We start from the raw sequence: 26,055 nt of genomic DNA on the forward strand, positions 1-26,055 counted from the left end.
GAAATATGTAAATAGCTTCTGCCATCCGCAGAAGCTATTTTTTTTTAACTACATTCGGATCATGAACCGGTTATTGTTATTCCTTTGCCTTTTGATCGGTCATACGGTTGCATCACAATCCGTATCAATCACCATCACTCACGAGGTGAACCACCAGCCTATGCGGACCAATAAAGCTTATTATACCGCACAGGGAGATACCTTTACCATTACGAAATTCAAATACTACCTCAGCAATTTCTCCTTCACCAATGAATCAGGAGAAGCTATTAAATTACCACCTGAATATTTCCTGGTCAGTGATGATAGTGCCGCCAGCAAAAAGATCTCCCTCACAGGGCTGCCATTGGGGCGATATAAGGCTGTTTCTTTCATGATCGGGGTAGATAGTATCATGAACTGCACGGGGGTGCAGAGCGGGGCTTTAGACCCTCTTTACGGCATGTTCTGGACATGGAACAGTGGTTACATTATGGCGAAACTGGAAGGCACGTCTCCTGCTTCTCATTTACCGGGGCATGTATTGCAATTTCATATTGGAGGATATAGGGGCACACACCAGTCTCAGCGGATGATACATGTAAATACATCATTTGTAGTCTCGGCAGACAAGACGCCTGTGGTGGACCTCGTAGCAGATGCTGCGGCCTGGTTCAATGGTTCGAATCCGATCCGCTTTAGTGAAACGGCGGGCTTTATGTCCCCAGGTACGATAGGAGACCGGATTGCAGATAATTACAGTCACATGTTTTCCGTTAAATCAAAATAATGAATTCCAAAGCGACGTATGTGATCATGGCATTCTGCCTTTTCCTGATGGGGATCAGTCTCCGTGGGAAAGGCCCTGGCCCTGGTGTCACCTATGTAACCCTCCAATTGCCTGATAGTCTCCCTAAACCTGTATATGACTTTTCTAAAAACCCATTGACAAAAGAAGGTATTGCCTTAGGAAGATATTTATTTTATGATCCGAAGTTATCCCGCGATAGTTCGGTTTCCTGTGGATTTTGTCATCAGCAGTTTGCCGCATTCGGTCATTTTGACCATGCACTGGCACATGGTGTGTATGGTAGGATGGGTACGCGTTCTGTACCTACTTTGTTCAACCTGATCTGGCAAAAAGATTTCATGTGGGATGGCGGTGTGAATCACCTGGATATACAACCCATGTCGCCCATTGTTGCAGAAAATGAAATGGACATGCCACTGAATGAACTGTTAGACCGGCTCAAATGCAATGAGAAATACCAACAAATGTTCAAAGCGGCATATGGTACGGAAGAAGTGACGAGTCAGCGGATGTTCAAAGCACTGGCGCAGTTCATGGCGACTATGATCAGCTTTGACAGTAAGTATGACAGTGTGAGAAGGGGAGAACCCGGTGTGACCTTTACGGCAGAAGAAGGAGGTGGCTATAAAACTTTTCAGCAGAAGTGTGCAGGGTGCCATAAAGAACCGTTTTTTACAGACTTCACAGCACGGAATAATGGGTTGCCTTACAGTCCGAATATGAATGATATGGGACGTATGCGTATTACAAACAATACAGGAGATTATATGAAGTTTAAAGTACCTTCTTTACGCAATGTAATGGTGAGTGCGCCTTACATGCATGATGGAAGGTTCTTTGATATTTTCCAGGTGTTTGCCATGTATGATCATGGACAGGAGAATGGTAGTACCGTTGATCCTTTAGTACGTGGTATGCAACTGTCACCAAAGGAACAACGGCAGTTATATATGTTCTTACTCACCCTTACGGATAAACATTTTTTGAAGAACCCGGATTTTAGTGAAGTGATGATAGCGGATTAATTACTTTTTCTTCCTCCTCCAGCAATCTGCTACATGGTCATCTACCATACCTGTGGCCTGCATAAAGGCGTAGCAGATAGTAGAACCTACGAACTTAAATCCACGCTTGAGCAGGTCTTTGCTCATCGCATCGGAGATGGGGGTTTTAGCTGGTACCTCACTCAGGGATTTGAAGTGATTGACGATCGGTTTACCACCCACGAAACTCCAGATGTATTTGTCAAAACTGCCGAATTCCTTTTGTACTTCAAGGAATGCTTTTGCATTGAGAACGGTACCGTTTATTTTGAGGCGGTTACGGATAATGCCGGCATCCGCCATGAGGGATTCAATCTTTTTGTCCGTGTATTTTGAAATCTTTTTTGCGTCCCAGTTGTCAAAAGCTTTGCGGTAGTTTTCTCTTTTAGTGAGCACTGTATACCAGCTCAGACCAGCCTGAGCACCTTCGAGATTGATCATTTCGAACAGGCGGGTATCGTCGTGAAGCGGAACGCCCCATTCATTGTCGTGGTAGTCTTTGTAGAGCTGGTCTTTGGTAGACCATGAGCAGCGGTTTGGTTCCATCCTGCAATTTAATCAAAAAGGGGGCGACTCATAAATATTATGAGGCGACTTTTTAATTCACTCTGGTGATCAGCAATTCTTCCACTGTTTTATTTTCCGGCAAAATCTGCAATCACTCAGGTGATCAGTAATTCTTCCACCCTTTCATTCCCCGGCAGATCTACCGCTACCACAATGACGCGGCCACCTGGCGGCAACACAGCTGCCTTATAATACCAATCCACGCCGTTCCTGCCTAACCTGGCCGATCCTCTTTCGAGTATCACACCTGCATCATCTATCACCCTTACCTGCACATCCGCTACCCTGAATTCATCTTTTGCCGTTACCACCACATCCATATCTTCCAACCTGATATTCTGAATTTCCGGCGCACGGTAAGCATCCTTCACCGCCATATTATAAGCATTCTGTCCGGGGCCTGCCAAAGACTTATAATAAGCCTTTATCTCAGGGTCCTGTATGATCGCCTTTGCATAAGCTGCCGCAACGAGCATCTTATACCTCGCTTCCAGCTGCTTTTGTGTCGGTTTTTTCTTTGACGGACCGCGCTTCTTCGCTATAATAATCTGCCCGTTCCGCCTGTAAATGGTGAATTGATTGCCGAGAGTGCCCTCCACGGCCTGAAGTAATAAGTTGTCTTTGACAATAGCCATAACAAACAATTTTGGGGTTATAAGATCAATATTAAAACTATTCATTGAAATAATAACGCGACAATAACGCCAAATGAGTACTATTACTTCACTATATAGGTACCTCAATATCCAAAGGATATACAAATACCCTTTTAATGACCTTATGGTACCCTTATAGAAACGGCATCCTGCTATACAAAGGGTATAAAAAAAGCCCCATCACTTTAGTGATGGGGCTTTTTTTATAATATGTTCATTTATTTTATGCGAGGAGTTTTATCAGCGCTTTTACCTTTTGTTTATATGTCACCAGATCTTCCTGCGTTTGCTTAATAAAACTGTTATCATCCAACTTTCCCACTACCGCATCCATCTCTGCTTCATTTTCATACGTCATCTTCCTGAATGGATTCTCATAATCTTTCGCTCTTGATTTCTGGATTCCCTCTGTCAATAACGTCTGCGTTTGTATGGATGCCTGCAAACATTCAATAAAGAAATCTGCATTAAAATCAGCGATTGTTTTTTCCTGTATAAACAGGAGCGATGCAATAGCATGCTGCAATTTGTCTGTAGCATACCGTTGACCTATCTCCTGGTATTGTGCATGCAGATCTGCCCAGCTGCTCACTTTACCCTCCCGGATATCGCGTTTCAAATCATGCAGGGTAGATGCCGGCATCAGCTGTCCGCCTACATTGTACCAGTGTTCGCGCTGTGCGGTGAGTGCAATGTTGTGAATCGATTCAAATGTTTTAACCTCATTTGTTTCTACAAATTGTAGCACATTTTTTACTGCATAGAGTACGATCAATGCACGGAATAACGGGTAGGTTTTGTGCACTTTCAATAAGTGTACTTCCCGATTACTGTTCTCCACTCCTTTGATCAGTATCTTCAGTTTTGCTACATCCACAGGATGATTAAGCAGCAGATCCTGTCCTTTCTGGCGATAGTGTTGCTCCGTCAGTTCAGGGCAATCTGTTTCTGTATGCAGGTGCCATGCCTTACCAGTAGCGGCTTCCATCAGTGCCATGGCGTGAATCATTTCTTCCACGCTATCCGGCGCCAGGTAATCGTATTCTATCAGCTGTGTCTTATCTGTACGCTTGTCACGATCCAGGTATTTCCAGGAGTTACGCGCCAGTGCGTACATGTTGTGCAGGAACCAATAGCCTGTCATAATCTTCAGACAATTATGCTGCTCATCATTGATCACTAAACTAAATGGAAATGGAATATCCATCTCCTGCATATAGTTTCCTTTTGCAATCAGTGTAAAGGTGGCAAAGCGGGAATTGTGTTTTAAGCTCACGCAGAGACCCGGCCAGAAACCGCGCCCTGCAATGATTTCACCATCCGGACCTCTTGAGTTATGGTTGGAACCGATGGTGGCACCGGCAGCCATATTACTCTGTCCCATGATGAGGGCCGCACATAAAAAGGAGTTGTTATGGTGCTGCTCATGTGCCGGGAAGATCAATGAATTCAATACTTCGCAGCAGGAGATGGTGGCGTTGTTACCTAAATAAGAGTTGATGAGTCGCGCACCATACTTCAGCTGTGAATGTGATGCCATGATGAAGCGTACGGCTTTCACACCATAGAACACGCGACAGCCATAGCCTACTATACCATTCACCAGTTCACAACCTTCACCTATTTGTGTAGAGGCTTCTGCACTGCTATTGATGGTGACATTTTTAATTTTATTGGCGCCTTTCAGGTAAGCATCTGTGCCGATCATGACGTCTTTCAGGATCTTCACATTCTTGATCACACAGCGATCGCCTACCATACCATAGTAGCCACGTTTCTTATCAAACTGTTGTTCAGTAAAGGCTTTGAATTTTTCCTGCAGTTCCTTGTCGTCACGGTTACGGGTCCACAGCCATGCATCGCCGGGCAGCATACCATCGAAGGGCATGATCGATCTGCCACCGTTTTCATTGCACAGCTCCAGCCAGATACGCAGGTTTTCGGGTTCGCCTTCTTTCACGATCCCATTCCCGAATTTAGCATGACCGGTAGTGGCCATTTCATTTACATTACAGATCATCACATCGTTGCCGATCAGGTAATGCGACAGGAAGTTCACATTGTGCACGACTACATTGTCGCCAAAGTCGCAGGAAGAAATAGTACTGTTGTACAATCCTACAGGGAGGCGCAGGTTATGGAATTCCAGGAAGTAAGGTTCCAGTTTTCCAATACGCACAATACCAAAGAACTGGCAGTGCTTAACCAATTGGGGGTTGAACTCATTCGTGACAGAAATATTATTCCAGTTGTCAGAAGTGTTGTCATTTCTAACAAGCGTCTCTATCTCCAATGCAGATAGATGCCGGTAGATGTTTGACTTTCCCCACTGCTGATCGCGGAGATAGTATTCATCTTTTCCTTCCGGCAAATAAGGCGCTGCTACAAAATTGTACCCCAGCTCAGTGAGCGGTTTTTTCTGTATCAGGTTCATGTAAGCGTTTTGAGATTATTCAACAGTCACTGACTTCGCCAGGTTTCTTGGCTTATCCACATCATATCCTTTCAGAACGCCTATATGGTAAGCGAGTAACTGCAAAGGAATTACGGAAACAATAGGCGCCACGAGTTCATCTGCTTCAGGTATAACGATCACATCGTCTGCCATAGGTGGAATGGTGAGGTCACCTTCTGTAACCACGGCAATGACCTTGCCTTTGCGGGCCTTGATCTCCTGGATGTTGGATACTACTTTCTCATAATAGCTGTCGCGGGTAGCCACAAATACCACAGGCAGGTTTTCATCTACCAGGGCGATAGGGCCATGTTTCATTTCGGCAGCAGGGTATCCTTCTGCATGTATGTAAGAGATCTCTTTTAGTTTGAGTGCACCTTCCAGTGCTACAGGGAAGTTGTAACCACGACCCAGGTAGAGGAAGTCGCGGGCATCTTTGTACTTATCCGCGATTTTTTTGATCTGGTCGTTCAATTGCAGGGCGGTGGCTACTTTTTCAGGAATGTTGTCCAGTTCATCCAGCAGGTGCTGGAAGCGCTGTTCGGTGATAGTGCCCTTTTCCTGTGCTACTTTCAGACCAATGAGGCACAATACTGCCAGCTGGGCGGTAAAGGCTTTTGTACTGGCCACGCCGATTTCAGGACCGGCGTGTGTATAAGCACCAGCATCTGAAATACGGGCGATAGAAGAACCGACTACGTTGCACACACCGAGGATGGTGGCGCCTTTTTTCTTAGCGGCTTCAATGGCCACCAGTGTATCGGCAGTTTCGCCGGATTGAGATACAGCTATGATCACATCACCTTCTCCAACAACCGGGTTGCGGTAGCGGAACTCAGAAGCATATTCAACTTCCACGGGAATGCGGCACAGTTCTTCAATCATATATTCAGCCACGAGGCCCGCATGCCAGGAGGTACCACAGGCCACGATGATGATGCGCTTAGCGCCTGCCAGTTGTGACAGGTGATCGCGGATACCACCGATGGTGAGGGTGCCCTTTTTGGCATCCAGACGGCCACGTAAGCTATCGAGGATGGTTTGTGGTTGCTCAAATATCTCTTTGAGCATAAAGTGGTCGTAACCGCTTTTTTCAATCGCAGCCAGTTCGATATCCAGTTTCTGGATATAAGGCGTTTGCCTTTCGTTGGAGATATTTTTCAGGATCAGTTCATCGGCTTTGATGATGGCGATTTCGTAGTCGTTTACATATACTACTTCTTTAGTATACTCTATGATCGGAGAAGCATCGGAAGCGAGGAAGTGTTCGCCTTTGCCTACGCCGATTACGAGGGGACTCCCTTTGCGTGCAGCGATCAGGGTATCAGGGTTATCCTCGTCCATGATCACGAGCACGTAAGCGCCTACCACTCTTTTCAGGGCGATGCGCAGGGCTTCTTCAAGGCCGCATTGATTGCTTTGCTGAATCTCTTCGATAAAGTGGATCAGGACTTCTGTATCCGTATCGCTGGTGAACACGTGTCCTTTGTTCAGCAGTTCCTGTTTCAGCTGGGTATAGTTTTCAATGATACCGTTGTGGATCATGGCCAGTTTGCCATTGCCCGACATATGGGGATGAGAATTTCTGTCACAAGGTTCGCCGTGGGTTGCCCAGCGGGTATGACCTATAGCAATATGACTACTTGTGTTCTTTCCGGTCAGGTGATCTTCCAGTTCAGAAACTTTACCTTTTTTCTTGTAGACCTTCAGTCCATCATTTATTAAAGCCACTCCGGCGCTGTCGTAACCGCGATATTCAAGCCTTTTTAATCCTTTGAGAACGATGGGGTAGGCTTCTCGTTGGCCTATATAAGCGACTATTCCGCACATATTGTTTTTCAGTTTTACATGGAGACGGGTTGCAATATGCCTAAAAAATGTGAAAATTCTACAAACAATGGGTAATAAAGTTTAAAGATAATCTAATGATCATGATATAGTTAAGCATATAAAGGCGGACTTATCCAGTTTCAAATGCGTAGAAAATGCGTAATTTGTCGCAGAAATTGAATCAGTTATCCTATGAGATATGTTGTAATATTATTGTTCTGCTGCATGGCATGCCAGCAGCCGTTACCAGAACGGCAGCAGGTACCCCTGTCAGAAGACAGTACGTTTCTGACTGGTGTTTTTTATCTCGTAAGGCATGCACAGGAATGTGATTCGATAATGCTTACAGACAGTGGCTATGCAAAAGCAGGTGCCCTGTACCGGTTCCTGAAAGACTCCGGTGTACAACGTATTTATATTACTCCATATGCTTCCGCAAAGGAAACGGCAGAATCACTCAGAATTTATTTAAATATAGATACGGTGACTTATCAACCTGATTCTTCAGGGGAGGGATTGTTGTATGAAATTACCCGCAGAGAAGACTGGGGCAAGCGATTGTTGATAATCGGGCAACAAAAAACACTGGTGCCAGTGATTCGTTCATTGAAAGCAAAGGCACCAGTGGATTCGGTAAAAGAAGCAGATTACAGTAGTTTATTTATTGTCCGCAAAAGCAGGGATACGGCCAGATGTAAGCGTATCCGGTATTAGAGCAATGTTCCTTTCATAAGGGCAAAAGCCACAGAGAAATAGATCAGCAACCCTGTTACATCCACCAGTGTGGCCACAAATGGCGCGGAAGAGGTAGCAGGGTCAGCCCCCAGCTTTTTCAGTATGAGGGGCAGCATGGAGCCGGAAAGGGTACCCCATAGTACTACGCCTACCAGTGATATACCTACAGTGAGACCTACCAGTATAGAATGCTCTCCATAGCTATGGAAGAGTGAATTCCAGAATACGATCCTGATAAAACCAATGATACCCAGTACCCCACCCAGCAGCAGGCCGGAAACGATCTCACGGCGCATCACTCTCCACCAGTCAGTCAGGGTAATTTCACCCAGGGCCATGGCCTGAATGATAAGGGTAGAGGCCTGGGAGCCGCTGTTACCACCACTGGAAATGATCAGTGGAACGAATAGTGCCAGTACGACTGCTTTGGCGATTTCACCTTCGAAAAAGGCCATGGCAGTAGCAGTGAGCATTTCGCCTATAAAGAGAATGACGAGCCAGCCTATGCGTTTCTTCACCAGCTTCAGGAGGGGAATGTCCAGGTAAGGTTCGTCCAGGGCTTCGGTACCACCGATCTTCTGGATATCTTCTGTATGTTCTTCGTTCGCAATCCACAACATATCGTCAATGGTCACGATTCCCAACAGGATACCTTCATCATCCACTACAGGGAGGGCTACCCGGTTCTCCATCCTGAAGATCTGGATGGCTTCTTCCTGTTCATCGTTCACGTGCAGGGCTACAAAGCGGTCGTCCATGAGGGTATGCACCATGGTGTCGGTGGCTACCAGCAGGAATTCCCTGATCCTGAAGTCATCGATCAGCTTGCCTTTTTCGTCCACTACATATATTACGTCGATGGTTTCACTATCCTTACCATATTCGCGGATGTAGTCCAGCACATGCTTCACGGACCATTCCTCCCTGACTGCGATGTAGTCGGGGGTCATGATACGGCCTACGCTGGTTTCTTTGTAACCGAGCAGGCTCAGGGTGATCTTGCGTTCCTCAGGATCCAGGAGCTTGATCAGTTCTTTTACCACATCGCTATGCAGTTCTCCCAGGAAGGAGGTACGGTCATCGGCAGGGAGCTCGTTGAGCAGTTCCGCTACTTTGGCAGCAGGCAATTCCCTGATCACATCTTCCTGGACATGGAATTCCAATATCCTGAAAGCAGCCGATGCCCGGCCTATGGACAAATTATTAATAATAATGCCCGCCTGCTCCGGCATTTCATGAATGAGTTCTGCTATATCAGTAATGAGCTGATCATCCAGGTACACTCTCAGTTCCTGGTAGCCTTGCTCTTTGATCAGCTGCTCAAATTTTTCCAGTAAAGCTTCATTTTCCATAGTCCAAAAGGCTGTCAGGTGGCGAAATTAAAGAAAGTTGAATTGGGAACATCACAATATCTCTGCCACATGCTTACGAATGTTGGCAGAAATAGTGTCTGTCGGCAGGTCATTGGCATCAAAACCAAATGGGTCCTCGATTTCCTCTGCGATCAACTCAAGGCTGGCCAGTACATAGAAAATGAAAACGACGATCGGTATGATCAGGAAACCTACGGTAAATACATATCCAAAGGGTAAGGTCATTACATAGAAGAAAATGAACTTCTTGATAAATACGCTATAGGAAAAGGGGATGGGGGTATTCCTGATACGTTCACAGGCGCCACATACATCCGTAAAAGCCTGTAATTCATCTTTAAGAAGGATCAACTGTTCGCCGGAGAGCTGCTGCTTGCGGTACAGGTCATTGACATGTGCAATAATCTGAACAGCTATCTGGTTAGGAACGTGTTTTTTATCATCCAGCGGGGCACCCTGGCTCAGGTCCAGTTCTTCAGGGATATATCTGGTGCGGAGGTGATTCTTAAGGGCATACGCATAATTGGGGATCATGACCCTGAAAAACTCTCTCGAAGCAGTATTGCTGGCAGGCAACATCGCATGTAGCTTGATAGCCAGATTGCGGCTGTTGTTTACCAGGCTACCCCAAAGCCGGCGGCCTTCCCACCAGCGGTCGTAGGCCGTATTGGTACGGAATACCAGTAACAGGGAGATAACAAACCCCAGCACACTATGCACAAAAACTATATTTTTCCATTCAGCTACGTCTGACAGGTGCAGTAATTTCAGCTCAAGAAGAGCAACCACAGCCGAATAACAACCAATGGCTATGAACATGGGGAACAACTTGCGTACAGTGTCGGCCTTGTGAATCCTGAATATAAAAGTGAACCAGGCCTTAGGATTGTAATCAATCATCTTTGAACGTTAGATTTCCGCAAACCTAAAATTTTTATGCCTGATTTTGATAACTTCTTCCTTTACCTTTACTTTACGAAGTTTTTACAGCTATATGATTAAACCATATTTATACGTCGATAAGACAAAAGGCAAAGGTCGTGGAGTGTTTACAAAAGATAAAATACCTGCGGGAACCAGAATAGAAACCTCGCCTGTACTCGTTTTATCTTATGATGACACTGAAATCGTGGATAAGACCAAGTTGCATAATTACATTTTTCTATGGGGTGTGCGTGAAACCCGTTCTTGTATAGCACTGGGTTTTTGCTCCATCTATAATCACTCCTACGACCCCAATTGTATATACGAAATGGATTTTGATGAAGAAACCATGAGTATCATCACCCGTAGAGAGATTAAGAAAGGAGAAGAATTGCAGATCAACTATAATGGGGATCCATCTGACTCATCAGCCGTTTGGTTCGATGTCAGGAAAAAATAATTAACATACCAGACGGTTAGTCTCAATAAAAGGAATTGAATAATTCCTTATTATTGTATCTAAATGTATAAGTGCTTATATAATTTACATGAGTTTCTATTCTTCCTTGGGCTTCCTGGTGTTTGGCAGCCGGTTACGGCGATTGAGTGAATACTTCCTGAGCGAGGTAAATAAGGTATATGAGCAGGCTGGAATACCCTTTGAAGCCAGCTGGTTTCCGGTGTTTTACATATTGGGCAAAGAACAGCCCATGCCATTGATTGATATTGCTGCACAGCTGGAAGTAAGTCACTCGGCTATCAGTCAGCTGGTGACAGGTTTGAAAAAGAAAGGGCTGGTCAGGACCGCTCCCTGTCCGGACGATGGGCGCCGGCAACTGGTAATGCTCAGTAAAAAGGGCGAGGAAATGCTGCAACAGATACAGCCAATATGGGAGGCAATTACGAAGGCCATGACCGAACTGGCGGATGAAAACAAAATGAGTAAACAGGTACTGGAAGCAGTAACTGCTGTGGAAAACAGTGTGGAAGCCGAACCCTTATCCATCAGGATCCTGAAAGCAATGAAATAACTAATTATAATGATACACCAATTCAAATACGGGGTAGATCAGCTCACTCCCGGTAAAGCCCTTGCCATTGCCGATGGGCAGGTAAAAGGGGTACTGGTGCCGGAAGTGGCTGATCGTATCGCTACCAGTTATGGTCACGTACAGACCATCGTCTCGCAACATAGCACGGTATATGGTATCAATACCGGTTTTGGCCCTCTGTGCGATACCCGCATCAATGAACAAGATACCCGGACCTTACAATATAATATACTGCAAAGCCATAGTGTGGGCGTAGGAAATCCAATCCCCATTACGGTAGCCAGAGTCATGCTCATTACCAAAGTGCATGCCCTGGCACAGGGATACTCAGGTGTAGCACCAGCTACCCTGGAGCGCATCATCTGGATGATCGATGCGCATATCACCCCAGTTGTACCTGAGAAGGGTTCAGTGGGTGCATCCGGCGACCTTGCGCCATTGTCACACCTCTTCCTGCCATTGATCGGATTGGGTGAAGTATATTATAAAGGTCAGCGCCAACCTGCGGCAGCTGTGTTACAGGCAGAAGGTCTGACCCCTGTGGCACTGGGCCCTAAAGAGGGATTAGCCCTCATCAACGGAACGCAATTTATTCTTGCCTTTGCGGTGACAGCATTACAACGACTACACAATGCTTTGGAAACCGCGGATATTGTAGGAGCATTATCACTGGAAGGCCTGATGGGTACTGCACGTCCTTTTGACCCCAGGATTCATGCCATCAGGCCATTTCCAGGCAATCAGCTGGTAGCACACCGCCTGAAGACGATGCTCGAAAACTCCGGCATCATGGCGGCACATGTGGATTGTGGCAGGGTACAGGATCCTTATTCCCTGCGCTGTATGCCACAGGTACATGGTGCTTCGCGCACTGCCTGGTTACATTTGCTCGACCTGGTAACGATTGAACTGAATGCCGTAACAGATAATCCTATCATCTTTAGTGCAGACGATACGATCAGTGGTGGTAACTTCCATGGTCAGCCACTGGCATTGCCACTGGATTACGCGACTGTGGCGGCGGCAGAACTGGGCAACATTTCAGATCGCCGTTGCTATATGATGATAGAAGGCAGGTATGGATTGCCAAAATTATTGATTGAAGATGCCGGGTTGAACTCCGGTTTTATGATACCACAGTATACCACGGCAGCGTTGGTCACTGAGAACAAAACGCTGTGTTTCCCTGCCAGCGCAGATAGCGTGCCTACTTCGTTAGGACAGGAAGACCATGTATCCATGGGCTCTATCAGTGGTCGCAAACTCCACCAGGTAATAAATAATCTCGAATATATACTCGCTATAGAATTGTTGTATGCCGCTCAGGCAGTGAATTTCAGACGTCCGCTCACATCAGGTCCGGTATTGGAAGCCGTACATGCCTTTGTAAGAGAGACGGTACCTTTCGCTACCAAAGACCGCATTTTCGCTTACGACATACAACAGTTACATACAATCGTACGCCAGCAATCCATCGTCAGGGTAGCCAATGAAACAGCCCTGGCCAATCATTTATCACTCAACGGTATTTATCATGACCAGTTTGGATTTTATTAAGCAATACGCAGCGCATCCCCATTACAAGGCCCCTCGTGGCCCTGAGCTGCACGCCCGCTCCTGGCAAACGGAGGCCCCCCTGCGCATGCTCCTGAACAACCTCGATGATGAAGTGGCGGAGAACCCTGATGAACTGGTTGTTTACGGTGGTATAGGTCAGGCTGCCCGCAATAAGGAAGCATTGCAAAAGATCATCGAAACCCTGCTTACACTGGATGAAGAACATTCACTGTTAGTACAGTCAGGTAAACCGGTAGGTATCGTGCGTACACATCCGCAGGCACCAAGAGTGATGCTGGCGAATAGTAACCTTGTGCCGAAATGGGCTACCTGGGAGCATTTCAACGAACTGCGTGCAAAAGGACTGATGATGTACGGACAGATGACGGCTGGTAGCTGGATCTACATAGGTACACAGGGTATTCTGCAGGGTACCTACGAAACCTTTGTGGAATGCGGCCGTCAGCACTTTGATGGCGACCTGAAAGGGAAACTGCTGGTTACTGCCGGCATCGGTGGTATGGGTGGTGCACAGCCACTGGCCGCTACTATGGCGGGTGCTGTGTTCCTAGGTGCAGATGTGGATGAGAGCAGGATCAGAAAACGTATTGGTACTAAATACATCGATCGTATCACGCATTCTTATGAAGAAGCCATTAGCTGGGCCAAAGAAGCGATGGCAAAAGGAGAAGCCCTGTCTATCGGACTGGTGAGTGATGCTGGTGATATGCTGGAAAGATTATTGCAGGATAATATTATACCTGATATATTAACAGATCAGACTTCTGCACATGATCCTATCAATGGTTATATACCAAACGGTTTGACACTGGCAGCAGCCGCTGACCTGCGTAAAAAAGATCCTGCTGCTTACAAACAACAATCGTTGAAAAGTATGGCAAGACACGTAGGTTTTATGCTGGAATTACAACGCAAAGGTGCCATCACTTTTGACTATGGTAATAACCTGCGTGAGTTTGCAAGAGAAGGCGGAGAGCCGAATGCATTTGATTTTCCGGGGTTCACACCTGCCTATATCAGGCCACTGTTCTGCGAAGGGAAAGGTCCTTTCAGATGGGTAGCATTATCAGGTGATCCACAGGATATTTATACAACCGATCAGGCCTTGATGGAAGCATTTCCTGACAACAAGCCTTTGATCAACTGGTTGAAAAAAGCACAGGAGAAAGTTGCCTTCCAGGGATTGCCTGCCAGAATATGCTGGCTGGGAATGGGAGAGCGTGAAAAAGCGGGCCTGATCTTCAATGAACTGGTGCGCAGTGGTAAAGTGAAAGCACCTATTGTGATAGGAAGAGATCATTTGGATTGTGGTTCTGTGGCTTCTCCCAACAGGGAAACAGAATCTATGAAAGATGGTTCAGATGCGGTATCTGACTGGACATTGCTGAACCTTATGGCCAATACAGGTGGTGGTGCTACCTGGGTATCCTTCCATCATGGTGGAGGAGTGGGCATGGGTTATTCACAACATGCAGGCATGGTGGTACTGGCAGATGGCACTGACAGGGCCGCAGCTTGTTTGCAAAGGGTATTATTCAATGATCCTGCATTAGGCATTTTCAGACATGCAGATGCAGGATATGAAAAAGCACAGGAAGTAGCCATTCAATTTGATTTGTACAGATGAAACTTATAGGACCATTTTCACAGATCATACCCCTCACAGGGTTGCCTTTGAAGGGAGCATTGCCCGATGCACAGCTCACTGTCATTGAAGATGGCGGTGTGGTCACGCACGAAGGAAAGATTGTAGCAGTCGGTGATTACAATGAACTACGTAATCAGTATTCCCATGCACTGCCAGTGTTGATATATGGTCCTGCGGTATTACTGCCGGGCTTTATTGATTGCCACACGCATATCTGTTTTGATGGTAACCGAAGCCGTGATTATGCCATGCGCATAGCGGGGAAGACGTATCTCGAAATTGCACGTGCAGGTGGTGGTATATGGGATTCTGTGATGAAGACGCGTGCGGCATCTATTGAGACATTGAGAACAAATACAGCTGAAAGAGCGAACAGGCATTTGCAGGAAGGGGTGACTACGATTGAAGTGAAGAGTGGATATGGTCTGTCAATAAATGAAGAGATCAGGATGTTGCAGGCGATCAGACAGGCTGGCGAGCTTACGAAAGCTACGCTGGTGCCTACTTGTCTGGCAGCGCATATGATGCCGAAAGATTACACGGGTGCTGATTATCTGGAAGAAGTAGTCGCGCAATTACTACCAGCTATTCATTGTAAAAGAGTAGACATCTTCATAGAAGAAACTGCCTTTAGTGCAGCAGAAGCATTGCCTTATTTACTAAAAGCAAAAGAACTGGGCTTTGCATTAACTGTACATGCAGATCAGTTTAGTAGTGGCGGTTCTGCCATAGCGATAGCAGCAGGCGCCTTGTCAGCAGATCACCTGGAAGCCAGTAATGAAAATGATATCACACGGTTGGCCAATGCAGATATCGTATCTGTCGTGCTACCCGGTGCTTCTTTAGGCTTAGGCATGCACTATGCACCTGCGCGTAAGCTATTGGATGCGGGTGCCTGTGTAGCCATTGCGAGTGACTGGAATCCGGGTTCTGCACCGATGGGAGATCTGCTATTGCAGGCGGCGGTGATGAGTGCAGCAGAAAAATTATCTACGGCAGAAGTATTGGCTGGCCTGACTGTCAGAGCAGCGAAGGCTTTGGATATAAATAATATAGGACAACTGGCCGAAGGCTTTGCGGCAGATATGCAGGTATATTCTACTAATGATTACAGAGACCTTTTGTATTATCAGGGAAAAATGAAACCTTCGCAGGTCTGGAAAGGAGGAGAAAAAATATGAAAGCGTATTATCAACAACCGGTAGCATGGACCGGCAGAATAGATGGCACAGATGAAGAAGTAAGCCGCTGGCATCAGCAGGTGAAATGTGTAGACTTATCGGAACCTTTGCCTCCCGGCAATGGTGTAGTGCTGCTGGGGTTTGCTGTAGATGAAGGTGTGCGGAGAAACAAAGGACGGGTAGGTGCTGCTGCAGGTCCGGCTACGTTGCGGCAGGCGATGGGTAGTTTTCCTGTACACTTTGATGGTTTGCTGATGGATGGAGGAAACATTATCTGTCCTGACGAGGATCTGGAAGCGGCACAACAAGCATTGAGTGGCGCGGTGCAATTAATAAAACGTGCGGGACATACTCCTGTACTATTAGGAGGTGGGCATGAGATCACTTACGGTCATGCACATGGGTTGTACCAATCCTTGCCCGGTGAGCAATTAGGGTTGATTAACTTCGATGCACATTTTGACCTGCGTACGGAAGGTGTTAGTTCCGGAACAGGTTTCTGGCAATTATCACAGCAGCATTCACCGTTTCAATATCTCGCTTTAGGTATTCAGCAATTAAGCAATACACAACAGTTATTCAGAATAGCAGGAGAACTGGATGTACAATATATAGAGGCTGATGCATTTCACTTTCAGGATCGTACATTGTTGAAAGTAGTGGTAGAGGAGTTTATCAAAAAGGCAGACAAATTATACCTGACTATCGATCTGGATGTATTCGCCGCAGCATATGCACCGGGGGTAAGTGCAACTGCATTTAATGGCATTCGCCCGGATGGTTTGTTTTTAGAATGTTTTCGTACAATCCTTCACAGTGGCCAACTAGCGGGCATGGATATAGCAGAATTGAATCCTTCTTTCGACGTTGATCAGCGTACGGCGAAACTGGGCGCTGCATTAATTTTTGAAGCAGTCACTTATTTATTAAGTAATAAATAATATTATCTTTGGGTCAACCCAAATTTTTATATTTAATGAAAAGAATCCCTAAGCTTCTATTGGTAGCTGCAATGTTCGTAGCACCGATGTTCGTGAACGCACAAAAAATTAAAGTCCTCGAAGGCGATTTATCCCAACTAAAAGGTACTACAAAGCTGAACACTGAATTTGACTATGAGCATGTTGGTGTTGGTAGCTATGCCGATGAAAATGATTACATCGCAAAAAAATCAGAAGCCTACAACAAGAAAGAACCTGGCAGAGGCGACAAATGGGCCAAGGCCTGGAGGGACGACAGACCTAAAAGGTTCGAGCCAAAATTCAACGAATTGTTTACTGAGTACAGTGGAATGTCTGCTGGAAAGTATCCTAAAGCAAAGTACACGTTGATCTTCAAAACTACTTTCATTGAACCTGGTTACAATGTAGGTGTAACGAGAAAGAATGCAAGATTAAATGGTGAAGCCTGGATTGTGGAAACAGGAGACCACAGCAAGGTAATTGCAAAGATTAAGGTAGATAAAGCACCAGGCCGTGTATATGGCGGTTTTGACTTTGATACCGGTGTGAGGATCCAGGAAGCTTATGCAGCAGCAGCAAAAGCGATGGCGAAGAAGATTAAGAAAAAAGCGAAGTAATTTAAAAAGGCGGGTGTGTACCACCCGCCTTTTTAATTAGAATACAATGGTTTTATTTCCATGAATAATTACCCGGTCATCGATATGTGCAATCACTGCTCTTGTTAACACCTGCCTTTCTATATCTCTACCTAACATAATCAGGTCCGTTACTTCATGTTTATGGCTCACCCTCGCTACATCCTGGTCAATGATCGGCCCTTCGTCCAGGTCGTCCGTTACATAGTGGGCAGTAGCGCCTATTAACTTCACACCTCTGTTATAAGCGTTTCTATAAGGGTTTGCTCCTGCAAATGCCGGGAGGAAACTATGGTGAATATTGATGATCCTACCTGGGAATACGCTCACAAAACCGGGGGAAAGGATCTGCATATAGCGTGCAAGCACGATAAAATCAGCATTCGCCCTTCTGATCAGTTTAATCGCTTCCTGTTCCTGCAATGCTTTATTGCCTGCATCTACAGGCAGGTAATGGAAAGGAATTCCGAAGTCTTCCACGAATTGTTTTAACTCAAGGTGGTTAGAGATCACCAGTGGAATATCTACAGGCAATTCCCCACTGCGCCAGCGCCATAGTAATTCCATGAGGCAATGGTCATAGCGGGATACCATAATCACCATTTGTTTACGACGATCGGTGTAGTCAATCCGCCATTCCATTTGTCGGGGAGCGGCAACTTTTGCCTGGAAATCTTTTTCCAGTTGTTCTTTGGTAAAGGAGGGATTTTCCAGTTGGAAAGACATGCGCATAAAGAAGAGTCCTTCTTTGGGATCCGTACTGTGCTGGCTGGCGTCAAGGATATTTGCACCGCTGGCGTACAGGAACTGGGACACACCGGCCACGATACCAGGGCGGTCTGGACAGGAGATCAATAGCCTGCCGGTTATATCAGTCTGCATAAAAATGAAATATATATGGATATGTAAAATACGAAAGGGAAAGGATTCCGGGGATTTTTTTCTAACGGTCAATCAATCCCGAATACTTACTTTATTTTTGGGCCTGCTAAGGGAAATACATGAAGAAGATAGGATTAATGTCAGACACGCATAGCTACCTCCATCCACAGGTTTTCAAATACTTTGAAAAGGTGGATGAGATCTGGCATGGAGGTGATATTGGTACCACATCCCTCGCGGATGAACTGGATGCTTTCAAACCTTTCAGGGCCGTTTTCGGCAATATCGATGGCAAGGACATCCGGGTGCGTTATCCCGAAAATCTATTCTTTGAAGTAGAAGGCGTAAAAGTATTTATGACACATATTGGCGGTTATCCGGGAAGATATGCACCGGGCGTCAAAGAGTTATTGTTGAGAAATGCCCCCAAACTGTTCATCTGCGGTCATTCGCATATCCTGAAAGTGATGCCGGACCCGGCTTTGCAACTATTACACATGAACCCGGGTGCATGTGGCCAGCAAGGCTGGCATAAGGTAAAAACATTATTGCGGTTCGATGTAAACGACGGAAATATCAGCAATCTGGAAGTCATAGAGTTGCCAAAATAATACGGAAACCGGCACTCGCACATTTTTTGCAAATCATTGGGGTACTACAACTGTTGCTTATGCGCAAAGGATATTTATTATTATCCATTTGTCTGTGTATGTTTCATTTCGCGTTAGGACAACGATCGTCTTTCATTGATAAGATGGGAGATTGGTTTCAGACACAAAATGATACTGCCTACATAGAGGATCATACCAAAGACCTGACAACACGCTTTTTCGGGTCGAGGAAATATAACTATTACGACATCGTAGATCGTAAACGCAAAACGGAGGTCATGTACCGTCCGAATACCCCATTCAACGTAGGTTTTGGGTTCAATTATAAATTCATTGGTATCAACGTCGCGTTCAATCTGCCTTTCATCAACAGTACCGACAGGTATGGCAAGACAAAGGCCCTGGATCTGCAGGCGCATTACTACCTGCGCAAGCTGGTGGTAGACTTTTATGGACAGCGTTACAAAGGTTATTACATTGCTAACTCCCGTGGGATATTGAATGGATTTGATGAAAAAGGCCCGCTTCCTGTGCGTCCTGATATCCGAAATTTGAATATCGGGATGAGTGTGCAGTATGTATTCAACGATAAGAGATTCTCCTATAGAGCGGCTTATTTGCAAAATGAATATCAGAAGAAGAGTGCCGGTTCATTCCTGATAGGTGGGGAGCTGTTTACAGCCAGGATGAAGGGCGATTCTTCACTGATCCCCCGCAATATCACAACGCAGGATTTTATAAATGGTATTAATTATTCAGGCACCAGTATATTTAGTGCTGCTGCAAATGCGGGGTATGCCTATACATTAGTTTACAAACAACATTTCTTCCTCACATTATCACTCTCCGGCAGTTTGGGGGGTAACTATACCCATTTGTTCAGAGATGAGGAGAATGACCTCCGCAAGTTTGGGGTTCAGATAAACAATACGGTCCGTGCATCTATCGGCTATAATTCCAGTAAGTATTTTGCCGGCATTCACTATGTGAATCTGACTACGCGTAGTCAGTCACCCATTGAGCATACTTTCCAGACCATTGGTGCAGGCAACTTCAGGGTAAGTGTCGTGAGACGGTTTGGATTAAAGCGAGAGCTTTTCTAATTCCCTGTGTATATTTTCCTTCGCTACAGTATCGAACCGTTCTCTGAATCCAGCTGTCTTATAGATAGAGGGTTGATCCAGGAAGTACTGTAAGATTTTTTTCCTGCCTGGTACATACACTGTGTCCGGGTATATACCATACTCCTTCCGTATATTCTTCGCATATGTCTGATACATACGTTCAGGTCCGCTCAGTATAAACAGGTCAAAGTCCAGGAAGCAATCCAGGTCGGCATCTCCATTGGGATTTTCATGCGATTTTGTGGCTCTGATGTATGCCGATACGCGTGCTATCTTCTCTGCAGGATAGCTGGTTTGCTCCAGGAATTGGGTAGCAACCAATGCACTTCTTTCTTCATTATCCGCTCTTTGTACATCATAAATGATGTCGTGGAAAAATACGGCCAGTTGCAGGGCTTCAAGATCGTGTACGAGGTGGTTGTATTCATCTATGAATACGAGCAATGTCTGAACATGATCCAGATTATGGTAATACCTGTGTGATTCACTGTAATGGGCTAGTATGGAATTAAAGCCCTCCTGCACCAACGACTCGTCGTTGGTATAGTTGCTCACGAGGCTTTCCCAGACATAAAATAGTGGATGGGATTTCATGGCCTAAATGTAGACAAAAAAAAGACTGACTTAAATGCTAAGTCAGTCTTTTATCATTACTAATGACAGTCTTTTGATTATGCTTTCGCGAACTCGGCACGGATAACGTTCAGTGCACCACCTGCTTTGAACCACTCAATCTGTTGTTCATTGTAGGTATGGTTTACTGTGATTTCGTCCTTGCTACCATCTTTGTGGTTAGCCACCACAGTCAGCGGTTTGCCGGGAGTGAAGGTAGTGAGACCAAGGATATCGAATGTATCGTCTTCCTGTATCTTATCGTAATCTTCTTTGTTAGCGAAGGTGAGGCCGAGCATACCTTGTTTTTTCAGGTTTGTTTCGTGGATACGGGCAAAAGATTTTACCAGGATCGCGCGAACACCCAGGTGACGTGGTTCCATAGCAGCGTGTTCGCGGCTGGAGCCTTCACCGTAGTTCTCATCACCTACTACAATTGAACCGATACCAGCAGCTTTGTAAGCACGCTGCGTAGCAGGTACAGCACCGTATTCGCCAGTCAGCTGGTTCTTAACGGTATCAGATTTATCGTTGAATGCGTTGATCGCACCAATCAGCATGTTGTTAGAAATGTTGTCAAGGTGACCACGGAATTTCAACCATGGACCGGCCATAGAGATATGGTCAGTGGTACATTTACCTTTCGCCTTGATCAGCAGTTTCAGTCCTTTCAGATCAGTACCTTCCCATGGTGCGAAAGCAGCCAGCAGTTGCAGACGATCGCTGGTAGGAGAAACCACTACCTGTAAACCGCTACCATCAGCAGCTGGTGCCTGGTAACCTGGATCATCTACAGCAAAGCCTTTCACAGGCAGTTCAAAACCGGTTGGCTCATCCAGCTTCACATCCTGACCATCCTTGTTTTTCAGGGTGTCAGTCAGTGGGTTGAAGGTCAGAGTACCGGCGATAGCCAGTGCGGTTACGATTTCAGGTGAAGCTACAAAAGCGTGGGTACCTGCCAGACCATCATTTCTCTTAGCGAAGTTACGGTTGAAGGAAGTGATGATAGAGTTCTTACGGTTAGGATCATCGATGTGACGTGCCCATTGACCGATACAGGGACCGCAGGCGTTAGCCAGTACTACACCACCGATCTGGTTGAAAGTGTCCAGCAGACCATCTCTTTCGATCGTGAAGCGAACCAGTTCAGAACCGGGGGTGATAGTATATTCAGATTTAACGGGCAGATTTTTGTCGATAGCTTGTTTAGCGAGGGACGCTGCACGGGAAATATCTTCGTAAGAAGAGTTGGTGCAGGAGCCGATGAGGGCTACTTCCAGTTTTTCAGGCCAGTTGTTTTCTCTCACTGCCTGCGCGAATTTAGAAATAGGCCATGCCAGATCAGGCGTAAATGGACCATTTACATGTGGTTCAAGTTCGTCGAGGTTGATTTCGATGACCTGATCGTAGTATTTAGAAGGATCTGCGTACACTTCTGCATCAGGGCGCAGGTGATCTCTCACACCGTCAGCCAGGGAAGCGATTTCGCTACGCTCAGTCGCCTGCAGGTAAGCAGCGATCTTACTATCGTAAGCGAATACGGAGCAGGTAGCACCGATTTCAGCACCCATGTTACAGATAGTACCTTTACCGGTAGCGCTCAGGCTATCAGCACCTTCACCGAAATATTCAACGATACAGCCGGTACCACCTTTTACAGTCAGTACACCTGCTACTTTCAGGATAATGTCTTTAGGAGAGGACCATCCGCTCAGTTTACCCGTCAGTTTTACGCCGATCAGTTTTGGCATTTTCAGTTCCCATGCCAGACCTGCCATTACGTCAACAGCGTCAGCACCACCTACACCGATAGCGAGCATACCCAGACCACCAGCGTTTGGCGTGTGGGAGTCCGTACCGATCATGAGGCCACCTGGAAAAGCATAGTTTTCCAGAACAACCTGGTGGATAATACCAGCACCTGGTTTCCAGAAGCCAATACCATATTTATTGGAGATAGAGGAAAGGAATTCGTAAACTTCCCTGTTGGTGTCATTAGCAGTTGCCAAATCGGCTACTGCGCCTGTTTTAGCTTGAATGAGGTGATCACAGTGTACAGTAGAGGGAACTGCTACCTTAGCACGGCCGCAGGTCATAAACTGTAACAAGGCCATCTGTGCAGTGGCATCCTGCATCGCAACGCGATCGGGTGCAAACTCCACGTAAGATTTACCTCTCTCATATGCCGATGTGGTCGGCGAGTATAAGTGAGCATACAAGATCTTTTCTGATAGTGTGAGCGGGCGTCCTAACAGCTTACGGGTAGCTTCCACCTTACCCGGGAGTGCCGCATACACTTTTTTAATCATTTCGATATCAAACACCATGGAAAAAAATATTTAGACCAATTAAAAATGCACCGCAAAATTAACTAATTCCGGCTAGTTTATAAAAGATATGTGGTCGATCGCTACCCCCCTACATCTCATGCCATTACATGCCGTAATCCCTTTAAATTCTTGTTAAATCACTGCTAACACGCTGCAAGTGGCCTTTTACGTGAAAATTTGGCACTTGTTTTTCACATGAGTTTGTGATAAATTTGATATATGAATAGATTTAAAGATTTTGTGGAATGGCAGGCCTTCGGTGTGTGCACCGCGATAGGCAACAGGCTGGGAGTGGCGACTTCCCGCATCCGCTTGTTCTTTATCTATGTGTCTTTCCTGACGATGGGATCCCCAATCATTGTTTACCTGATCATGGCTTTTTGGGTCAACATGAAGAACTACATTCTCAATGCCAGAAGAAACCCCCTAAGGTATTTGTAATTACCACATTCAAACAAAAAAGGCTGACCAACATCGCTATTGATCAGCCCTTATTTTCTTAATCAAGGTGGAAATTCGTCATCGCGTGGTAGTGATTCTGTAATTGGTTTACAGTCAATGCACCCTTTATTTCGCGGTGCTCATCCCTGTAATCCAGCCGGATAGCTTCCCGGCCATCCAATTCATGAAACATGACGGAAAATGGCCCACGAACGTAGATCCTGCGATTGTCAGGATCAGGAGAGATGTTTTCTTTTGTGAATTGCAGTTTAAGTAACTGTTCTTCGCTGAGCGGAATAGGGTAAACGTCGGCCAGCTCATACCAGAATTCCTGTTCGCCTGTTTGTACACAAACCTGCTTGTCTTCCCGGTTGACCTCAAGAACGAGGCCCTCGTGCTTTTCGCCTTCGTATTCCACTATTACGGTATCGCCTGCTTTTACATCATGTAAGTTGATCATTGTGTGGATATTTTTGGGTGTTATTATTTGAATTTACGAAAAATACCCAAAAATCGGACCGGTAGCAGGTAAGCCGGTTTCCTTAAAAGGAAAACGCTTCAGCCACAGGCAAAAGCGTTTTATCATTATCTTACTACTTCTCTGATCCTTACAAGATCTTCCAGCAGTTTTTCCAGCAGATCCAGATGTAACATATTCGCTCCATCAGATTTTGCACAGGAAGGATCCGGATGTGTTTCGATGAACAGACCATCTGCACCGGTTGCAATCGCAGCTTTCGCAATAGTGCTGATCAGCTTTGGATTACCACCTGTTACACCGCTTGTCTGGTTAGGTTGTTGCAATGAGTGTGTGCAATCCATGATCACAGGTACACCATGTTCCTTCATAATAGGAATATTTCTGTAGTCTACAACCAGGTCCTGGTAACCAAAGGTGGTACCACGTTCTGTCAGCATGATCTTTTCATTACCCGCCTGTCTTACTTTTTCTACAGCAAACTTCATCGCTTCCCCACTTACAAACTGGCCTTTCTTTACATTCACCACTTTGCCTGTTTCGGCAGCAGCGATCAGGATATCTGTCTGACGGCACAGGAATGCAGGGATCTGCAATACATCAGCATAAGCAGCAGCCATCGCAGCTTCCGCAGCAGAGTGAATATCGGTAGTAACCGGCAGGTTGAAAGTCTTACCTACTTTCTGCAACAGGTCCAGTCCTTCCACATCACCAATACCACTAAATGAACTGATACTGGTACGGTTTGCCTTACGGTAAGAGGCTTTGAAAATATATGGTATCTGTAAACGCTCACAAATGCGGGATACTTTTTCAGCTACGTGCATCAGCAGCGCCTCGTCTTCCACCACACATGGGCCGGCTATCAGGAAAAAATTCTCTGGATTATATCTTTCGTTAAAAAGAGCTTTCAAATGTGAAACAGACATGATTTTTGGATTTGAGAATGCAAAGGTAGGTTATTCTCAGGGATTACTCTGATAAGGGGGAAGGTGTACATTGTCATGGATTTGTAATCCACTTATTGAAAAAGCTTGCTGGGCCTGTCTATGCTTTTAGCTACCTTCACAGATTGTTACCGCATTGTCATGCGATTTATGAAGATGATCGTAATATTTGCGGAACCCAGTAATATTACGTTCTGAAAATTAATCACGAGTTAGCATGAAGAAAGACAAAATCCTGGTAATTGGTGCCTGTGGTCAGATCGGTGTTGAATTGACACTGGCGCTCAGGAAAATGTATGGCGACACAAATGTTATTGCCTCTGACCTTCGGGAAGAACATGAATTACTAAAAGGTTCCGGGCCTTATGTCTCTCTGGATGTGATGAACAAGGAAATGCTGCATGTGCTGGTGATCCGTCACAACATTACCCAGATTTACCTGCTGGCGGCGATCCTCTCTGCTACCGGCGAAAAGAACCCGCTGCTGGCATGGCATATTAACATGGCCAGCCTGTTGAATGTACTGGACATAGCAAAAGAAGAAGGTATTGACAAGGTGTACTGGCCTAGTTCCATTGCTGTATTCGGACCAGATTCTCCAAAGGAAGACACACCACAACATACCATCATCGAGCCTACTACCATTTATGGTATCAGTAAGTTTGCCGGTGAACGCTGGTGTGAATACTACAATCACCGTTATGGCGTAGACGTACGCAGCCTGCGTTATCCAGGTCTGATCAGTTACAAGTCTGCACCGGGTGGTGGTACTACTGATTATGCAATTGAGATCTTCCACGAGGCGCTGGAAGAAAAGAAATATACCTGTTTCCTGTCTGAAGGCACTTACCTGCCTATGATGTATATGCCGGATGCGATCCGCGCTACGATTGAACTGATGGAGGCTGATAAGGACAAGATCAAGGTTCGTTCTTCTTACAATTTAGGTGCGATGAGTTTTTCTCCGAAAGAAATCGCTGCTGAAATAAAGAAACACATTCCTGAGTTTACCATTAACTACGCACCTGACTACAGGCAGGCAATTGCCGATGGATGGCCACAGAGTATTGATGATGAAAATGCGAGAAATGACTGGGGTTGGAAGCCGGAGTATTGCCTGGAAAAGATGACGACAGATATGCTGAAGAACCTGAAAGAAACGGTACAGTAGTAAGAGATTTGCTGGCAAGCATCTACACCA

At 45.8% G+C, this 26,055-nt stretch carries 25 protein-coding genes; 14 read left to right on the forward strand and 11 right to left on the reverse strand.

All coding sequences use genetic code 11. The features are described 5' to 3' along the window. Positions 1-61: 61 nt before the first annotated feature. Both QQL36_RS14545 and QQL36_RS14550 read left to right on the forward strand, forming a co-directional pair. Positions 62-769 (forward strand): MbnP family protein, encoded by a 708-nt coding sequence (locus QQL36_RS14545; protein ID WP_083720686.1) that lies wholly within the window; start codon positions 62-64, stop codon positions 767-769. Continuing rightward, positions 769-1,815 (forward strand): cytochrome-c peroxidase, encoded by a 1,047-nt coding sequence (locus QQL36_RS14550; RefSeq protein WP_083720684.1) that lies wholly within the window; start codon positions 769-771, stop codon positions 1,813-1,815. The genes QQL36_RS14545 and QQL36_RS14550 overlap by 1 nt, the downstream gene beginning before the upstream one ends. On the opposite strand, the gene QQL36_RS14555 is transcribed toward QQL36_RS14550, so the two are convergent. The 4 genes from QQL36_RS14555 to glmS all read right to left on the reverse strand — a co-directional run bounded on the left by QQL36_RS14555 (position 1,816) and on the right by glmS (position 7,341). Next, entirely contained in the window at positions 1,816-2,379 is a 564-nt protein-coding gene (locus QQL36_RS14555; RefSeq protein WP_321570099.1) for a DNA-3-methyladenine glycosylase I, read from the reverse strand. Between the two features lie 116 nt (positions 2,380-2,495). After that, positions 2,496-3,035 (reverse strand): hypothetical protein, encoded by a 540-nt coding sequence (locus QQL36_RS14560; RefSeq protein ID WP_321570100.1) that lies wholly within the window; start codon positions 3,033-3,035, stop codon positions 2,496-2,498. Between the two features lie 244 nt (positions 3,036-3,279). Continuing rightward, on the reverse strand, positions 3,280-5,490 hold the full coding sequence (locus tag QQL36_RS14565) for a DUF4954 family protein (RefSeq protein WP_321570101.1): 2,211 nt from the start codon (positions 5,488-5,490) through the stop codon (positions 3,280-3,282). Positions 5,491-5,505: 15 nt separating this feature from the next. Further along, the gene (gene glmS / locus QQL36_RS14570) at positions 5,506-7,341 is read right to left on the reverse strand and encodes a glutamine--fructose-6-phosphate transaminase (isomerizing) (protein ID WP_083720677.1); all 1,836 of its coding nucleotides are present in this window, start codon (positions 7,339-7,341) and stop codon (positions 5,506-5,508) included. Positions 7,342-7,533: 192 nt separating this feature from the next. On the opposite strand from glmS, the gene QQL36_RS14575 reads away from it, so the two are divergent. Next, on the forward strand, positions 7,534-8,055 hold the full coding sequence (locus QQL36_RS14575; RefSeq protein ID WP_143708698.1) for a histidine phosphatase family protein: 522 nt from the start codon (positions 7,534-7,536) through the stop codon (positions 8,053-8,055). Here the strand turns inward: QQL36_RS14575 and mgtE are convergent. Together mgtE and QQL36_RS14585 are read right to left on the reverse strand one after the other, a co-directional pair. Then, complete coding sequence (gene mgtE, locus QQL36_RS14580) at positions 8,052-9,428, reverse strand: magnesium transporter (RefSeq protein WP_083720673.1); 1,377 nt, start codon at positions 9,426-9,428, stop codon at positions 8,052-8,054. The two genes, QQL36_RS14575 and mgtE, sit on opposite strands and share 4 nt — an antisense overlap. A 51-nt stretch (positions 9,429-9,479) precedes the next feature. Then, a complete protein-coding gene (locus QQL36_RS14585) occupies positions 9,480-10,349 on the reverse strand; it encodes a bestrophin family protein (protein ID WP_083720671.1) in 870 nt (289 codons plus the stop codon). Between the two features lie 94 nt (positions 10,350-10,443). On the opposite strand from QQL36_RS14585, the gene QQL36_RS14590 reads away from it, so the two are divergent. The 7 genes from QQL36_RS14590 to QQL36_RS14620 all read left to right on the forward strand — a co-directional run bounded on the left by QQL36_RS14590 (position 10,444) and on the right by QQL36_RS14620 (position 17,411). Next, on the forward strand, positions 10,444-10,833 hold the full coding sequence (locus tag QQL36_RS14590) for an SET domain-containing protein (RefSeq protein WP_083720669.1): 390 nt from the start codon (positions 10,444-10,446) through the stop codon (positions 10,831-10,833). Between the two features lie 88 nt (positions 10,834-10,921). Continuing rightward, a complete protein-coding gene (locus QQL36_RS14595; RefSeq protein WP_321570102.1) occupies positions 10,922-11,404 on the forward strand; it encodes a MarR family winged helix-turn-helix transcriptional regulator in 483 nt (160 codons plus the stop codon). A gap of 9 nt (positions 11,405-11,413) precedes the next feature. Beyond that, complete coding sequence (gene hutH / locus QQL36_RS14600; RefSeq protein ID WP_321570103.1) at positions 11,414-12,982, forward strand: histidine ammonia-lyase; 1,569 nt, start codon at positions 11,414-11,416, stop codon at positions 12,980-12,982. Then, positions 12,960-14,630: a urocanate hydratase gene (hutU, locus tag QQL36_RS14605; protein WP_321570104.1), complete on the forward strand. Its 1,671-nt coding sequence runs from the start codon at positions 12,960-12,962 to the stop codon at positions 14,628-14,630. The genes hutH and hutU overlap by 23 nt, the downstream gene beginning before the upstream one ends. Continuing rightward, complete coding sequence (hutI, locus tag QQL36_RS14610; protein WP_321570105.1) at positions 14,627-15,832, forward strand: imidazolonepropionase; 1,206 nt, start codon at positions 14,627-14,629, stop codon at positions 15,830-15,832. The genes hutU and hutI overlap by 4 nt, the downstream gene beginning before the upstream one ends. Continuing rightward, positions 15,829-16,773 (forward strand): formimidoylglutamase, encoded by a 945-nt coding sequence (gene hutG, locus QQL36_RS14615; protein ID WP_321570106.1) that lies wholly within the window; start codon positions 15,829-15,831, stop codon positions 16,771-16,773. Before hutI ends, hutG begins: the two co-directional genes overlap by 4 nt. A gap of 35 nt (positions 16,774-16,808) precedes the next feature. Further along, entirely contained in the window at positions 16,809-17,411 is a 603-nt protein-coding gene (locus QQL36_RS14620; protein ID WP_083720655.1) for a hypothetical protein, read from the forward strand. 36 nt (positions 17,412-17,447) lie between these two features. On the opposite strand, the gene purU is transcribed toward QQL36_RS14620, so the two are convergent. Further along, positions 17,448-18,311 carry a formyltetrahydrofolate deformylase gene (purU, locus tag QQL36_RS14625; RefSeq protein ID WP_321570107.1) on the reverse strand — a complete coding sequence of 288 codons (864 nt, stop codon included), beginning with the start codon at positions 18,309-18,311 and terminating at the stop codon, positions 17,448-17,450. A 119-nt stretch (positions 18,312-18,430) separates the two neighbouring features. On the opposite strand from purU, the gene QQL36_RS14630 reads away from it, so the two are divergent. Together QQL36_RS14630 and QQL36_RS14635 are read left to right on the forward strand one after the other, a co-directional pair. Beyond that, the gene (locus QQL36_RS14630) at positions 18,431-18,922 is read left to right on the forward strand and encodes a metallophosphoesterase family protein (protein ID WP_321570108.1); all 492 of its coding nucleotides are present in this window, start codon (positions 18,431-18,433) and stop codon (positions 18,920-18,922) included. Between the two features lie 59 nt (positions 18,923-18,981). Then, positions 18,982-20,025, forward strand: a complete 1,044-nt coding sequence (locus QQL36_RS14635; RefSeq protein ID WP_321570109.1) for a DUF4421 domain-containing protein — start codon at positions 18,982-18,984, stop codon at positions 20,023-20,025. On the opposite strand, the gene QQL36_RS14640 is transcribed toward QQL36_RS14635, so the two are convergent. After that, entirely contained in the window at positions 20,005-20,640 is a 636-nt protein-coding gene (locus QQL36_RS14640) for a hypothetical protein (protein ID WP_321570110.1), read from the reverse strand. The genes QQL36_RS14635 and QQL36_RS14640 overlap by 21 nt on opposite strands. A gap of 77 nt (positions 20,641-20,717) precedes the next feature. Next, positions 20,718-22,985 (reverse strand): aconitate hydratase, encoded by a 2,268-nt coding sequence (locus tag QQL36_RS14645; RefSeq protein ID WP_321570111.1) that lies wholly within the window; start codon positions 22,983-22,985, stop codon positions 20,718-20,720. Positions 22,986-23,207: 222 nt separating this feature from the next. Between QQL36_RS14645 and QQL36_RS14650 the strand changes: the two genes are divergently transcribed. Then, a complete protein-coding gene (locus QQL36_RS14650) occupies positions 23,208-23,429 on the forward strand; it encodes a PspC domain-containing protein (protein WP_083720643.1) in 222 nt (73 codons plus the stop codon). Between the two features lie 58 nt (positions 23,430-23,487). Here QQL36_RS14650 and QQL36_RS14655 read toward each other — a convergent pair whose 3' ends face one another. Together QQL36_RS14655 and kdsA are read right to left on the reverse strand one after the other, a co-directional pair. Further along, positions 23,488-23,889 (reverse strand): hypothetical protein, encoded by a 402-nt coding sequence (locus tag QQL36_RS14655; RefSeq protein WP_083720641.1) that lies wholly within the window; start codon positions 23,887-23,889, stop codon positions 23,488-23,490. A gap of 125 nt (positions 23,890-24,014) precedes the next feature. Beyond that, positions 24,015-24,836, reverse strand: a complete 822-nt coding sequence (gene kdsA / locus QQL36_RS14660; RefSeq protein WP_083720638.1) for a 3-deoxy-8-phosphooctulonate synthase — start codon at positions 24,834-24,836, stop codon at positions 24,015-24,017. 235 nt (positions 24,837-25,071) lie between these two features. Between kdsA and QQL36_RS14665 the strand changes: the two genes are divergently transcribed. After that, entirely contained in the window at positions 25,072-26,025 is a 954-nt protein-coding gene (locus QQL36_RS14665; RefSeq protein ID WP_083720636.1) for an NAD-dependent epimerase/dehydratase family protein, read from the forward strand. Positions 26,026-26,055: the final 30 nt, after the last annotated feature.

The organism is Chitinophaga sp. LS1, assembly GCF_034274695.1.
GTDB lineage: Bacteria > Bacteroidota > Bacteroidia > Chitinophagales > Chitinophagaceae > Chitinophaga.